The following is a 12,457-nucleotide window of genomic DNA, read 5'->3' on the forward strand; positions in this document are numbered from 1 at the left end:
TAAGGTCGTATGAATGGGTCGCCGGAAAAGACTAGAATTTTTCTGCGAATTCTCGCCTTCAAACTGTCGGAAGCCTCGCTATGAACAATAACAACAGCCTGCTACGTCACCTCGCCTGGCTGGCGGTGGCGATAGTCGGTGCATTTGCCTTGGGAGTCGTGGCACTACGTCGCGGCGAAGCCATCAACGCACTGTGGATCGTCGTCGCGGCGGTTGCCATCTACCTGGTCGCCTACCGCTACTACAGCCTGTTCATCGCCACCAAGGTGATGCAACTGGACGCCAACCGAGCGACCCCTGCGGTCCTCAACAACGACGGCCTGGACTACGTCCCGACCAACAAGCACATCCTCTTCGGTCACCACTTCGCTGCCATCGCCGGCGCCGGCCCGCTGGTCGGTCCCGTACTGGCCGCGCAGATGGGCTACCTGCCCGGCACGCTCTGGCTGATCGCTGGCGTGGTGCTGGCCGGTGCCGTGCAGGATTTCATGGTCCTGTTCATCTCCAGCCGCCGCAACGGGCGTTCGCTGGGTGAGCTGGTGCGCGAGGAAATGGGGCAGGTGGCGGGGACCATCGCTCTGTTCGGCGCGTTCCTGATCATGATCATCATCCTCGCGGTGCTCGCGCTGATCGTGGTGAAGGCCCTGGCCGAAAGCCCCTGGGGCATGTTCACCGTGTTGGCGACGATCCCGATCGCGCTGTTCATGGGCGTGTACATGCGCTACATCCGCCCGGGCCGCATCGGCGAGATTTCCGTGGTCGGCATCATCCTGCTGCTGGGCAGCATCTGGCTCGGTGGCCAGATCGCCGCCAGCCCCGAGTGGGCCCCGGTGTTCACCTTCCATGGCGTGCAGATCGTCTGGATGCTGATCGCCTACGGCGCAATCGCCTCGGTCCTGCCGGTGTGGCTGCTGCTGGCGCCGCGTGACTACCTGTCGACCTTCCTCAAGATCGGCACCATCATCGCCCTGGCCATCGGCATCGTGATCGTCTCGCCGGAACTGAAGATGCCGGCCCTGACCCAGTTCACCGACGGCACCGGCCCGGTTTGGAAGGGCGGCCTGTTCCCGTTCCTGTTCATCACCATCGCCTGTGGCGCCGTCTCCGGCTTCCACGCGCTGATCTCCTCGGGCACCACGCCCAAGCTGCTCAACCGCGAGCCCGACGCCCGCTACATCGGCTATGGCGGCATGCTGATGGAGTCCTTCGTGGCCATCATGGCGATGGTCGCCGCCTCGGTCATCGAACCGGGCATCTACTTCGCCATGAACAGCCCGCCGGCTGTGGTCGGCACCGACGTCACCGCAGTGGCCGCGACCGTCAGCAGCTGGGGCTTCACCATCACCCCGGAAATTCTGACCCAGACCGCCAAGGACATCGGCGAGACCACCATCCTGGCCCGTGCCGGTGGTGCGCCGACCCTCGCCGTGGGTATTGCCCACATCCTTCACCAGGTGCTGCCGGGTGAGAACACCATGGCCTTCTGGTACCACTTCGCGATCCTCTTCGAGGCGCTGTTCATCCTCACCGCGGTGGACGCTGGCACCCGTGCCGGGCGCTTCATGCTGCAGGACCTGCTGGGCAACTTCGTCCCGGCGCTGAAGAAGACCGAATCCTGGACCGCCAACATCATCGGCACCGGCGGCTGCGTCGCGCTGTGGGGCTGGCTGCTGTACCAGGGGGTGGTCGATCCGCTGGGCGGCATCAACACGCTGTGGCCGCTGTTCGGCATCTCCAACCAGATGCTCGCCGGTATCGCGCTGATGCTCTCCACCGTCGTGCTGATCAAGATGAAGCGCCAGCAGTACGTCTGGGTAACCGCCCTGCCGGCCGCCTGGCTGTTGATCTGCACCACCACCGCCGGCCTGATCAAGCTGTTCGACAGCAACCCGGCTGTGGGCTTCATCGCGCTGGGCAAGAAGTACTCCGCCGGCCTGGACGCCGGTCAGATCATCGCCCCGGCCAAGGACATCGGCCAGATGCAGCACGTGATGATGAACGCCTACATCAACGCCGGCCTCACCGTGCTGTTCCTGCTGGTGGTGTTCAGCGTGCTGGTGTACGCGATCAAGGTGGGCGCCAGCGCCTGGACCAAGAAGGAGCGCACCGACAAGGAAGCGCCGTTCCAGCCGATCCCGGACGCCTGACGGAGGAGCATCATGTTCAACGACCTCAGCCGCATGGGTAAGTATCTCGGGCAGGCCGCACGCATGCTGGTCGGCATGCCCGATTACGACACCTACGTTCAGCACATGCAGAACAAGCACCCGGACAAGACTCCGATGACCTACGAGGAGTTCTTCCGCGAGCGCCAGGAGGCGCGCTACGGTGGCGGCAAGGGACGGCCGATCCGCTGCTGTTGACGCGATGAAACTGGCTGCGTGGCCGATGCTGCGTTGCCAGCGGCCGGAAAAATGCTCATCTACTGAAGTAGACTCCGCTTTTCCCGGCCACTGGCTCCTTGCCTCGCCTGCCTCGCCGACGTTTCATAAGTAGAGATGCGGGCCGCGAGCGATCGCGGCCCGTTTTCATTTCCGCCCGTTTTTCATTCTGATTGCCTGGAAGTTTCCATGACCGATTCCGCAAGCGCGCCGCAGATTCCGGTGACCGTCCTCACCGGCTTCCTCGGGGCCGGCAAGACCACCCTGCTCAAGCACATCCTCAAGGCAGAGCACGGCCTGAAGATCGCCGTGATCGAGAACGAATTCAGCGAGACGCCGATCGACGCTCAATTGCTCGGCGACGACGCGGTTCAGGTGACGACGCTGTCCAACGGCTGCGTCTGCTGCACCATCAATAGCGACCTGGAGCGCGCGCTCTACGTCCTGCTGGAGCGCCGCGACAACGGTGAGCTGGACTTCGACCGCGTGGTGATCGAGTGCACCGGCCTGGCCGACCCGGCCCCGGTGGCGCAGACCTTCTTTGTCGACGAGACCCTGCGCGAGCGCTACCTGCTCGACGGCATCATCACCCTGGTAGACGCCGCCAATGCCGAGCGCCACCTGCAGGAAGCCATCGCCCAGGCCCAGGTCGGTTTTGGCGACCGTATCCTGGTGAGCAAGAGTGACCTGGTGTCGCCGGCGCAGTACGAGGCCCTGGTCGAGCGCCTGCAGCGTATCAACCGCCGCGCCGAGATCCATGCCGTGAAGCATGGCGCCATCGAACTGGAGCGCCTGCTCGACGTGCGCGGCTTCAACCTCAACGCCGACCTCGGCCTGCGCCCGCTGCTGCGCCCGGTTCGCCCGGCGGCGGATACGACCGACCGCATCACCACCCTGGTGCTGCGCAGCGACTACCCGCTGGATATCGAGGCCCTCAGCGAATTCATGGACGACCTGTTGCAGTGGCACGGCAACTCGCTGCTGCGCTACAAGGGCGTGCTGAACATCGCCGGCGAGGAGCGTCGCCTGGTGTTCCAGGGCGTGTTGCGGCTGTATGGCTTCGACTGGGATACGCCGTGGAAGGGCAACGAGCAGCGCGAGAGCGTGATCGTCTTCATCGGCGACAACCTGCCCGAAGAAGAGATTCGTCGTGGCTTCGATCGCATTACGGGCGGCCCGACCGCCTGAATGAAAAACGCCCGGCCTGTGCCGGGCGTTTTTCTCCGCCGCTCTTTGTAGGAGCGAGCTTGCTCGCGAATGGGACTTCTCGGCGGGTGCCAAAGGCAGACGCTGCACGGAATCGCCCTTTTCCCTTCAGGGAGAGGGGACTGTACGGCGCAAGTGCTGAAATTGGAGTCAGCCGGGTGCGGTGGTTCGCGAGCAAGCTCGCTCCTACAGAAAAGCGGCGGGGCGGCTCAGCCGCCGATCAGATGCTTGAGCGGGTGGTAATCCGCCTTCAGGTTTCCCGCCGCCTTGAGGATGGCCTGCTCGATCGCATTGAGGTGCATGCAGGTCAGTTCGATGGCCGCCGCCTGGTTGCCTGACTCGATGTACTCGATCAGCCGCTGGTGCTCGTTGCCGCGGCAGGTTTCGTGCTGGTCGTCGTCCAGGGTGGTGGCGTAGAGCGAGGCGCGCTCGATCAGCTTGCGGAAGAAGTCCAGCAGCACCGGGTTGTTCAGCGCCGCTGCCAGCTTCAGGTGGAACTCGCCCAGCAGGTGGACGAACCGCGCGTGGTCGTGGTCGTGGGTCGCCTCTTCCAGCGCCACGTGGTCACGCAGGTCCTGGATGATCGCGCTGTCCGCGCGGCGACAGAGTTCACTGACGATGCCGATCTCGATAAGCCGCCGCGTTTCGAACAGCGAGCGGATCTCCTCGTCGCTGGGTAACGCCACCCATGCACCCTTGTTGAGCGCGCTGGAAACCAGCCCGTCCGCTTCCAGATGTTTCAGCGCCGCGCGCACCGAAGTGCGGCTGACCTTGAACAATTCCGCCAACGCCGCCTCGCCCAGCTTCATGCCAGGGCGCAGGGTGCGCTTGCTGATTGCCTCGTAAACCCCTTGGTAGACGCGTTCCACCGTGGACTCGGGGTGATTCTCCGCCATGAGCGACTCCGCCTCTTGCTTGACCCATCAAAGGATGCCGCAAAACCGTCCGTGCAAAACCAGTTGCAGAAGAAAAATACATACGCTATTTCTAGATTGCATTCAAATATTGCATACAAAAACAAGAGGAATGCACCAAAATGAATCACTCGTCGTCAGTCGAGGTGCGTCGGGTCAGCAAGCGCTACACCGATGATCCCAACGTCGCTCCCGCCCTCAACGAAGTCTCGGTCGACATTGCCCATAACGAGTTCTTCACCTTGCTGGGGCCGTCCGGCTGCGGCAAGACCACGCTGCTACGCAGCATCGCCGGTTTCGAGAACGTCACCTCGGGCGACATCCTCGTCGGCGGCGAACGGGTCAACGACCTGCCGCCGTACCGTCGTCGCATCAATACCGTATTCCAGAGCTACGCCCTGTTCCCGCATATGTCGGTGAGCGAGAACATCGCCTTCGGCCTGGAGATGCAGGGCCTGGCGCGCGGCGAGATTCCCGGCCGGGTGAAGGAGATGCTGGCGCTGGTGCAGATGGAACACCTGGCGCGGCGCAAGCCGGCCGAGCTGTCCGGCGGCCAGCAGCAACGTGTGGCGCTGGCCCGCGCGCTGGCGCCCAAGCCGTCGGTGCTGCTGCTCGACGAGCCGCTGTCCGCGCTGGACCTGAAGCTGCGCAAGGAGATGCAGGTCGAGCTCAAGCGCGTACAGGAAGAGGCGGGCATCACCTTCATTTTCGTCACCCACGACCAGGAAGAAGCGCTGACCCTGTCCGACCGCATCGCCGTGATGTCCCACGGCAACATCATGCAGATTGGCACACCCAACGAAATCTACGAGCGCCCGACGCACCGTTTCGTCGCGCAGTTCATCGGCGACATCAACTTCCTCCCCGGGCAGATGCGCCAGGGTTGGTTCCACCCCAACGCCATGGCCGCAGAAATCCCCTGCGAACTGCCGGCGGGCCTGAGCAGCGCCAGCGTGCAGCTGGCCTTCCGTCCGGAGCGTTCGAGGCTGGTCGACCCGTCGCAGCCGCACCACCTGCGCGCAGTGATCGAGACGGTGATGTACGTCGGCACCGCCACGTTGTATCGCTGCCGATTGCCGGATGCCTCGCAGATCACCCTGCGCGAGAGCAACGAGGGCGGCCGCGCCCGCGACGTCGGCGAGGCCGTGGCGGTGCACCTGCCGCCCCAGGCCTGCCTGCTGATGGAGGCCTGAAATGAACGAATCGCCCACCACTCGCCGCCTCTTGCTGCTCAGCCCGGTGGCGCTGACGCTGCTCGGGCTGATCGCCATCCCGCTGGCGATCATGGGTTACATCAGCCTGCTGCCGCGCAACCTCTACGGCGGCGTCGACTGGCACGCTGACTGGCAGATCCAGAGCTACGTGCAGCTGTTCTTCCAGGAAGACTTCGACGGCAACCTGGAGCTGAACTGGGTCTACGCTCAGGCGCTGCTGCGCTCGCTGTTCCAGGCCGGCGGCACCACGCTGCTGTGCTTCCTCTTCGGCTTCCCGGTGGCGCTGTGGATGACCAGCCTCAGCGAGCGTTCGCGCAACCTGATGGTGCTGCTGATCACCATCCCGTTCTGGACCAACCTGCTGATCCGCAACTACGCCTGGCTGATCATCCTGCGCGAGCACGGCTGGATCGCCCAGTCGGTCAACGCGCTGTTCCCCCAGGCTGGCGGCATCACACTGCTGTACAACGACTTCGCCGTCTGCGTCGGGCTGGTCTACAGCTTCCTGCCGTTCATGATCCTGCCGATCTACTCGACCCTGGAGAAGCTCGACTGGCGCCTGGTCGAGGCCGCCTATGACCTCGGCGCGGACCGCTGGAAGGCGTTGCAGCGGGTGATCCTGCCGCTGTCCATGCCCGGCGTGATCGCCGGCTCCCTGCTGGTGTTCGTCCCGAGCCTGGGCGCTTTCATCACTCCGGCGATCCTTGGCGGCGGCAAGACCCTGATGATCGGCAACCTGATCCAGCAGCAGTTCGGCACCGCGCGCAATTGGCCCCTGGGCGGTTCGCTGTCGTTCCTGCTGCTGGCGATCATGCTCCTCGCCCTGATCGCGTTCGCCCTGTATAGCCGCCGCGCCGCCAAGGCCGTCCACCTGGGAGGAGCCAACGCATGATCGCCCAGCACCTGAAGAAACTGCCCGGCACCCGCGAAACCAGCCTGCTGGTCCTGGCCTACCTGTATCTGCCGATCTTCGTGCTGATCGGCTACAGCTTCAACGCCAACCGTTCGGCCACAGTGTGGACCGAATTCTCCTTCGCCTGGTACGGCAAGATAGTCGCCAACCCGTCGATTCAGGCGGCGGCGTTCAACTCGCTGGTGGTCGCCGGCTTCGCCACCGTGCTGTCCACGGGCATCGCGCTGGCCGCGGCGCTGGCGACCTCGCGGCCGTTCTACGGCCGGCGGCTGGTGGAGGGCGGCATCAACCTGCCGCTGATCCTGCCGGAGATCGTCATCGCGGTGGCCACGCTGCTGCTGTTCATGTCGCTGGGCATCAAACTGGGCCTGATGACGGTGATAGTCGCCCATGTCGGATTCTGCATTCCCTTCGCCTACCTGCCGATCCGCGCGCGACTGAACGACCTGGACAAGAGCCTGCTGGAAGCCGCTGGCGACCTATACGCCAGCCCCTGGCAGGTGTTCCGCCGGGTGACCCTGCCGCTGCTGTGGCCGGCGGTGCTGTCCGGCGCGGTGCTGGCGTTCGTGGTCAGCCTCGACGACTTCATCATGACCTTCTTCGTCGCCGGCCCCGGCTCGACGACGCTGCCGGTCTACATCTTCTCGGCCATCAAGGCCGGGGTGACCCCCGAGATCAATGCCATCTCGACCCTCATGCTGGTGATTTCCATCGTCCTCGTGGTGCTGTCGTACTGGCTCGGCCAGCGCGGCAAGCCGGACGCCTGATCAAGACTGCCGACCTTTCGCTCTTTCTGGAGAAAACGATGAAGTTGAATGCCCTGCGTCACGGCCTTGCCGGTTTGTCCCTCGCTCTGCTGGCTGCGGGCGTTGCCCGGGCCGAAGAGCCCAAGCAACTGTTCTTCTACAACTGGACCGACTATTACCCGGTGGAGTTGCTGGCCAAGTTCGAGAAGGAGACCGGCATCAAGGTCACCATGGACGGCTACGACAGCAACGAAACCCTGCTGGCGAAGCTGCAGGCCGGCGGCGCCGCGTACGACGTGATCGTGCCGTCGCACTCGATCATGCAGACGCTGATCAAGCAGGACCTGCTGCTGGAAATCGACACGCCCAAGCTGGCCAACTTCCAGTTCGTCAAACCGGCGTTCCGCGACCCGGGCTTCGACCCCGGCCGCAAGTACTCGGCGCCCTACCTGTGGGGCACCACCGGTTTCTCCTACGACAGCGCGCGGGTGCCGGGTGGCAAGCTGGATGACTCGTGGAAGGAATTCTTCGAGCCGCGTCCGGAACTGCAGGGCCAGGTCGCCGCGCTGGATACTCCGAGCAGCCTGATCAACGCCGCCGCGCACTACCTCAGCGTCGACGAGTGCACCGAGAACCCGCAGGACGCCAAGAAGATTCTCGAGCTGCTGCAGAAGCAGAAGCCCTTCCTGAAGATGTACAGCTCCGATAACACCGTGGACCGCATGGCCTCCGGCGAGGTCGTGCTGATGCAGAACTGGAACGGCTCCACCGCCCGCGCCACGCTGCAGAAGAGCACCATCAAGTACGTTTACCCGCGCGAGGGCGTGGCCTCCTTCCAGGACAACTTCGCCGTGCCCAAGAGCGCGCCGCACCCGGAGAACGCCAAGGTCTTCATCAACTGGATGATGAAGCCTGAGAACGCCGCCGCGGTGACCAACGCCATCGCCTATTCCAACGGCATCGAGACCGACAAGCTGCTCGACGCCAAGTGGAAGGTGATGGACGCCATCAACATGCCTGAGGAATACGCGCAGCGTCTGCGCCTGGAAAAGGAATGCAGCAACAAGTCCCGCGAGCTGCAGGACCGCATCTGGTCCAAGCTCAAGGGCTGATAGTTGGCCCGGCTACGTGCCGGGCCTGCTCCTACAGGTGTCGTCCCGGTCTACCCCGTAGGGCGCATAAAGCGGAACGCTTTATCCGCCCGACGTCATTTATCCGATTTCTGTTCGAGGTCCCCATGACCGACAGCTACTGGCTGCGCAACATCCGTCCGCTGGGCAATGCAGCGGAAGACTTCCTCATCCGTGACGGCCGTATCGCCGAACGTCGTACCGCCAGTAACGCCGCGCCGCTGGCCGGCGACATCGATGGCGGCGGCCAGCTCCTGCTGCCGCCGCTGGTGGAAAGCCACTGCCACCTGGACAAGACCCTCTGGGGCCAACCCTGGCGCCCCAACAGCGCCGGGCCCACGCTCAAGGACTACATCGCCAACGAGCGCCGCGTGCTGCGCGAGATCGAGGCGCCCATCACCGCCCGTGCCGGCGCGCTGCTGGAGCAATGCATCGCCCGCGGCTCGCTGACCTTCCGCTGCCACGTGGATATCGACCCCGAACTGGGCCTGCGCCACGTGGTAGCGATGCAGGCGCTGCGCGAGCGCTACGCCGACCTGATCGACATGGAGTTCGTGGTCTTCCCGCAGACCGGCCTCGTCAGTCGTCCCGGCACCGCCGAGCTGATGCGCGAGGCACTGGCGCTGGGCGTGGAAAATGTCGGCGGCCTCGACCCCTGCGGTATCGACGACGACCCCATTGCCCAGCTCGATATCGTCTTCGGCCTGGCCGTGGAATTCGGCCGTGGCGTGGATATCCACCTGCACGACAAGGGCGAACTGGGCCTCTGGCAGATCGCTCGCATCGCCGATTACACCGAGCGCCACGGCCTGCAGGGCAAGGTGATGATCAGCCACGCCTACTGCCTGGGCATGGCGCCCTGGGAGCAGGTCGAGCCGCTGGCCGAGCGACTCTCCGAACTGGGCATTTCCCTGATGAGTTCCGCCCCGGCTGACACCCCGGTGCCGCCGTTCCTCGCCCTGCGCGAAGCCGGCGTCAACCTGTGCCTGGGCAGCGACGGCATCCGCGATGCCTGGTCGCCCATGGGCAACGGCGACATGCTCGAACGCGCCATGCTCCTCGCCTTCCGCTTCGACCTGTGCAAGGACGAAGACCTCGCCGCCGCCTTCGCCGCCGCCACCGACAACGGTGCTCGCGCACTGGGTCGCGAGCCGGCGCGTATCGAAGTCGGCGCGCCGGCGGACTTCCTCCTGCTGCCGGTCGAAACCCTCGGTGAAGCCGTGGTCGCGCGCCCGGCGCAGCGCCAAGTGTTCAAGGCCGGCAAACTGATTGCCGAGAATGGGCGCCTGGTGGAGTCGCGCCTGTGAGCACGCCCCGCATCGGCCTGAAAGCCAGCTTCGTGGTTGGCTTCGACGGTAAGCAGCACGTGCTCTGGCGCCACGGCGAAGTGGTGTTCGAGGGCGGGAAAATCGTCTTCGTCGGCCGTGGTTTCCCCGGTGAAGTCAGCCAGTGGATCGACTACGGCCACGCGCTGATCGGCCCCGGCTTCATCGACCTCGACGCCCTCGGCGACCTCGACTCCACGGTGCTTACCCTGGACAACGGCGCCGAGTGGAACATGGGCCGCGTCTGGTCCGAGGACTACCTGCGGGCGGGGCCGAGCGAGTGCTACAGCCCCGACGAGGAACTGTTCAAGTACCGCTATGCCTTCACCCAGCTGATCCGCAACGGCATAACCACCGCCATGCCGATCACCTCCATGTACTACCGACGCTGGGCCGAGCGCTACGACGAATTCGCCGGGGTCGCCGCGCTGTCCGGCGAGCTTGGCCTGCGCACCTACCTCGGCCCCTGCTACATGAGCGGCATGACGTACGCCCGTGCGGACGGCACCTCCGGGCAGCACTGGGACGAAGCCGCCGGCCTCGCCGGACTGAAGGAAGCCGAGCGCTTCTTCCATGACTTCGACGGCGCCCACCACGGCCTGGTGCGCGGCGCGCTGCTGCCAGACCGCATCGAAACCTGTACGCCTGCGCTGCTGGAACGCACCGCCGCTGTACAGCGTGAACTGAGCGCGCCACTGCGCCTGCACTGCTGCCAGTCGCGCTACGAGGTGGAGCTGGTGCGTCGCCTGCGCGACACGTCCTCGCTGCAGTGGCTCGACAGCTATGGTCTGCTCAATCCGCACAGCGTTCTGCCACACGGTATCCTGCACAGCGGCGAGCATGAGTTGCAGCGCCTCGCGGATACCGGCGCGAGCCTGGTGCATTGCCCGGTGGTGTTCGCCCGCGAAGGCGACGCGCTGGATTCTTTTGGCGCTTACCGCGCACGCGGCATCAACCTCGCCATGGGCACCGACACTTTCCCAGCGGACATGCTCGACAACCTGCGCCAAGGCCTGAACATTGCGCGGGTGAAGGAGGGCGATGCCGAACACACGCGCATGCTCGATCTCTATAACGCTGCCACCCTCGGCGGCGCCCAGGCGCTGGGCCGCGACGACCTCGGCCGTCTCGCCGTCGGCGCGCGTGCGGACATCACGGTGTTCCGCCTGGGTGATTTCCATCAGGGACCGTTCTTCGACCCGCTGAAGAACCTGTTCACCGCCGGCCGCGGTGACGACTGCATTGCCAGCTTCATCGACGGCCGCAGCGTGATGCAGGGCGGCCAGGTGATCGGCGTCGATTACGCCGACCTGCAACGCCGTGCCGACGCGCTGTTCCTGAAGCAGATGCAGCACCACGCCGAGCGAGCCTTCGGCAACCCGCCGTGGCGCACGCTGTTCCGTTCCGCGATTCCCTTTGCCGACTCGTACAGCGCCGACGCGCCGCTGCTCGACGCGCATGCACCAACGGCCCCGTGAAGGATCACCCCATGCTCAGCTTCGACTTCCAGCAGCTCTCCGCCCGCGAGAAATACAAGATCCTCATCGGCAGCGTGGTGCCCCGGCCCATCGCCCTGGTCACCACCATCGACACCGAGGGCCGCGCCAACGCGGCGCCCTTCAGCTTCTTCAACGCCCTCTCTGCCGACCCGCCGATCCTCGCCCTGGGCGTGGAGAACTACAGCGACCTCAGTCCCAAGGACACCACGCTGAATATCCGGCAGAACCAGGAATTTACCGTGAACATCGTCTCCGACGCGCTGGTGGAAGCCATGAACGTCTGCGCCGTGCCCTTCGAGCCGGGCTTCGACGAACTGGTCGCCGCCGGCCTTACTGCCATCCCCGGCACCCGCGTCGGCTGCCCGCGCATCGGCGAGGCGCCGGTGGCACTGGAGTGCCGGAGGATGATGGCGCTGTCCATCGGCCAATCGCGAGAGATCATCCTTGGCGAAGTGCTGATGGCCCACGTGCGCGACGACCTGATCGACCCGGCCACGCTCTACATCGATCAGCTCGGCCTCGACGCCATCGGTCGCATGGGTGGGCATGGTTATGCGCGTACCCGGGAGTATTTCGACCTGCCGACGCGTTCCTTGCAGCAATGGTCGGAACTGCCAGGAGGCGGGGAGAGAGCCTGGAAGTGGGCTGAAGTTCAGTCTTGAGTTTACCTGCGGGCCCGCGGGGAATTAACCGACGACGGAAGCGTCGCACTTCATATCAATGAGCTTCCGAAATCTTTACCTTCCTAGATGCTGGTAAAAGCGGCGTACATTCGTGATTTTCCGCGAATTGTGATGATATTTGCATTTTTTCAGATTCTTTTGGAAAGGCGCTTCCTGGTTTTTTTCGTCCGGATAGTGTGCTTGCAGGAAACAAGAAACGACAAAAGTGCAGCTATTTTCCCTACCAAGGTGCGCATTCTGGAGGGTATCATTGTGATGTCAGTCAGATATTTCCTGCAAATCTGGCGTTTTTCAGTGCCTTAATAAATTCCTAATAAAGGCCTGAGTTTCTCTGGTTTTCGGGGGTTTCACTCATTCCGCCTGGATGGTGAAGCTTGTTTGCCTTGAGGTCTTGTCACTCCGGACGCCCGCACTGCAGCGCCTGGAGTGATGCATTCGGCCTTGGA

Annotated in this window: 11 protein-coding genes; 10 read left to right on the forward strand and 1 reads right to left on the reverse strand. The window is 64.3% G+C overall.

The window, feature by feature from the left end:
• Window positions 1-80 precede the first annotated feature (80 nt).
• From ACIPK7_RS22595 to yjiA, 3 genes are all read left to right on the forward strand, one after another.
• Entirely contained in the window at window positions 81-2,147 is a 2,067-nt protein-coding gene (locus ACIPK7_RS22595; protein WP_192402513.1) for a carbon starvation CstA family protein, read from the forward strand.
• 12 nt (window positions 2,148-2,159) lie between these two features.
• The gene (locus ACIPK7_RS22600) at window positions 2,160-2,363 is read left to right on the forward strand and encodes a YbdD/YjiX family protein (RefSeq protein WP_015478970.1); all 204 of its coding nucleotides are present in this window, start codon (window positions 2,160-2,162) and stop codon (window positions 2,361-2,363) included.
• A 207-nt stretch (window positions 2,364-2,570) separates the two neighbouring features.
• Window positions 2,571-3,569 carry a GTPase gene (gene yjiA / locus ACIPK7_RS22605; protein WP_401090292.1) on the forward strand — a complete coding sequence of 333 codons (999 nt, stop codon included), beginning with the start codon at window positions 2,571-2,573 and terminating at the stop codon, window positions 3,567-3,569.
• Between the two features lie 227 nt (window positions 3,570-3,796).
• On the opposite strand, the gene ACIPK7_RS22610 is transcribed toward yjiA, so the two are convergent.
• Window positions 3,797-4,483 carry a GntR family transcriptional regulator gene (locus ACIPK7_RS22610; protein WP_192435535.1) on the reverse strand — a complete coding sequence of 229 codons (687 nt, stop codon included), beginning with the start codon at window positions 4,481-4,483 and terminating at the stop codon, window positions 3,797-3,799.
• A 140-nt stretch (window positions 4,484-4,623) separates the two neighbouring features.
• On the opposite strand from ACIPK7_RS22610, the gene ACIPK7_RS22615 reads away from it, so the two are divergent.
• The 7 genes from ACIPK7_RS22615 (at window position 4,624) to ACIPK7_RS22645 (ending at window position 11,990) form a co-directional block, all read left to right on the forward strand.
• Window positions 4,624-5,694 carry an ABC transporter ATP-binding protein gene (locus tag ACIPK7_RS22615; RefSeq protein ID WP_401090294.1) on the forward strand — a complete coding sequence of 357 codons (1,071 nt, stop codon included), beginning with the start codon at window positions 4,624-4,626 and terminating at the stop codon, window positions 5,692-5,694.
• A 1-nt stretch (window position 5,695) separates the two neighbouring features.
• Complete coding sequence (locus tag ACIPK7_RS22620; RefSeq protein WP_401090296.1) at window positions 5,696-6,607, forward strand: ABC transporter permease; 912 nt, start codon at window positions 5,696-5,698, stop codon at window positions 6,605-6,607.
• Window positions 6,604-7,395 carry an ABC transporter permease gene (locus ACIPK7_RS22625; RefSeq protein WP_401090298.1) on the forward strand — a complete coding sequence of 264 codons (792 nt, stop codon included), beginning with the start codon at window positions 6,604-6,606 and terminating at the stop codon, window positions 7,393-7,395. Before ACIPK7_RS22620 ends, ACIPK7_RS22625 begins: the two co-directional genes overlap by 4 nt.
• Before the next feature lie 38 nt (window positions 7,396-7,433).
• Complete coding sequence (locus ACIPK7_RS22630) at window positions 7,434-8,486, forward strand: extracellular solute-binding protein (RefSeq protein WP_192435536.1); 1,053 nt, start codon at window positions 7,434-7,436, stop codon at window positions 8,484-8,486.
• Window positions 8,487-8,611: 125 nt separating this feature from the next.
• Complete coding sequence (locus ACIPK7_RS22635; RefSeq protein ID WP_401090300.1) at window positions 8,612-9,811, forward strand: amidohydrolase family protein; 1,200 nt, start codon at window positions 8,612-8,614, stop codon at window positions 9,809-9,811.
• On the forward strand, window positions 9,808-11,307 hold the full coding sequence (locus ACIPK7_RS22640) for an amidohydrolase family protein (protein WP_401090302.1): 1,500 nt from the start codon (window positions 9,808-9,810) through the stop codon (window positions 11,305-11,307). Before ACIPK7_RS22635 ends, ACIPK7_RS22640 begins: the two co-directional genes overlap by 4 nt.
• Before the next feature lie 11 nt (window positions 11,308-11,318).
• Window positions 11,319-11,990 carry a flavin reductase family protein gene (locus ACIPK7_RS22645; protein ID WP_192435538.1) on the forward strand — a complete coding sequence of 224 codons (672 nt, stop codon included), beginning with the start codon at window positions 11,319-11,321 and terminating at the stop codon, window positions 11,988-11,990.
• Window positions 11,991-12,457: the final 467 nt, after the last annotated feature.

It is taken from the genome of Pseudomonas sp. NPDC086581, from assembly GCF_044746165.1.
Taxonomy (GTDB): Bacteria; Pseudomonadota; Gammaproteobacteria; order Pseudomonadales; family Pseudomonadaceae; genus Pseudomonas.

Coding starts and splice junctions, on each gene's coding strand:
- ACIPK7_RS22595 (WP_192402513.1), top strand. CDS start 81: ATGAACAATAACAACAGCCTGCTACGTCACCTCGCCTGGCTGGCGGTG.
- ACIPK7_RS22600 (WP_015478970.1), top strand. CDS start 2,160: ATGTTCAACGACCTCAGCCGCATGGGTAAGTATCTCGGGCAGGCCGCA.
- yjiA (WP_401090292.1), top strand. CDS start 2,571: ATGACCGATTCCGCAAGCGCGCCGCAGATTCCGGTGACCGTCCTCACC.
- ACIPK7_RS22610 (WP_192435535.1), bottom strand. CDS start 4,483: ATGGCGGAGAATCACCCCGAGTCCACGGTGGAACGCGTCTACCAAGGG.
- ACIPK7_RS22615 (WP_401090294.1), top strand. CDS start 4,624: ATGAATCACTCGTCGTCAGTCGAGGTGCGTCGGGTCAGCAAGCGCTAC.
- ACIPK7_RS22620 (WP_401090296.1), top strand. CDS start 5,696: ATGAACGAATCGCCCACCACTCGCCGCCTCTTGCTGCTCAGCCCGGTG.
- ACIPK7_RS22625 (WP_401090298.1), top strand. CDS start 6,604: ATGATCGCCCAGCACCTGAAGAAACTGCCCGGCACCCGCGAAACCAGC.
- ACIPK7_RS22630 (WP_192435536.1), top strand. CDS start 7,434: ATGAAGTTGAATGCCCTGCGTCACGGCCTTGCCGGTTTGTCCCTCGCT.
- ACIPK7_RS22635 (WP_401090300.1), top strand. CDS start 8,612: ATGACCGACAGCTACTGGCTGCGCAACATCCGTCCGCTGGGCAATGCA.
- ACIPK7_RS22645 (WP_192435538.1), top strand. CDS start 11,319: ATGCTCAGCTTCGACTTCCAGCAGCTCTCCGCCCGCGAGAAATACAAG.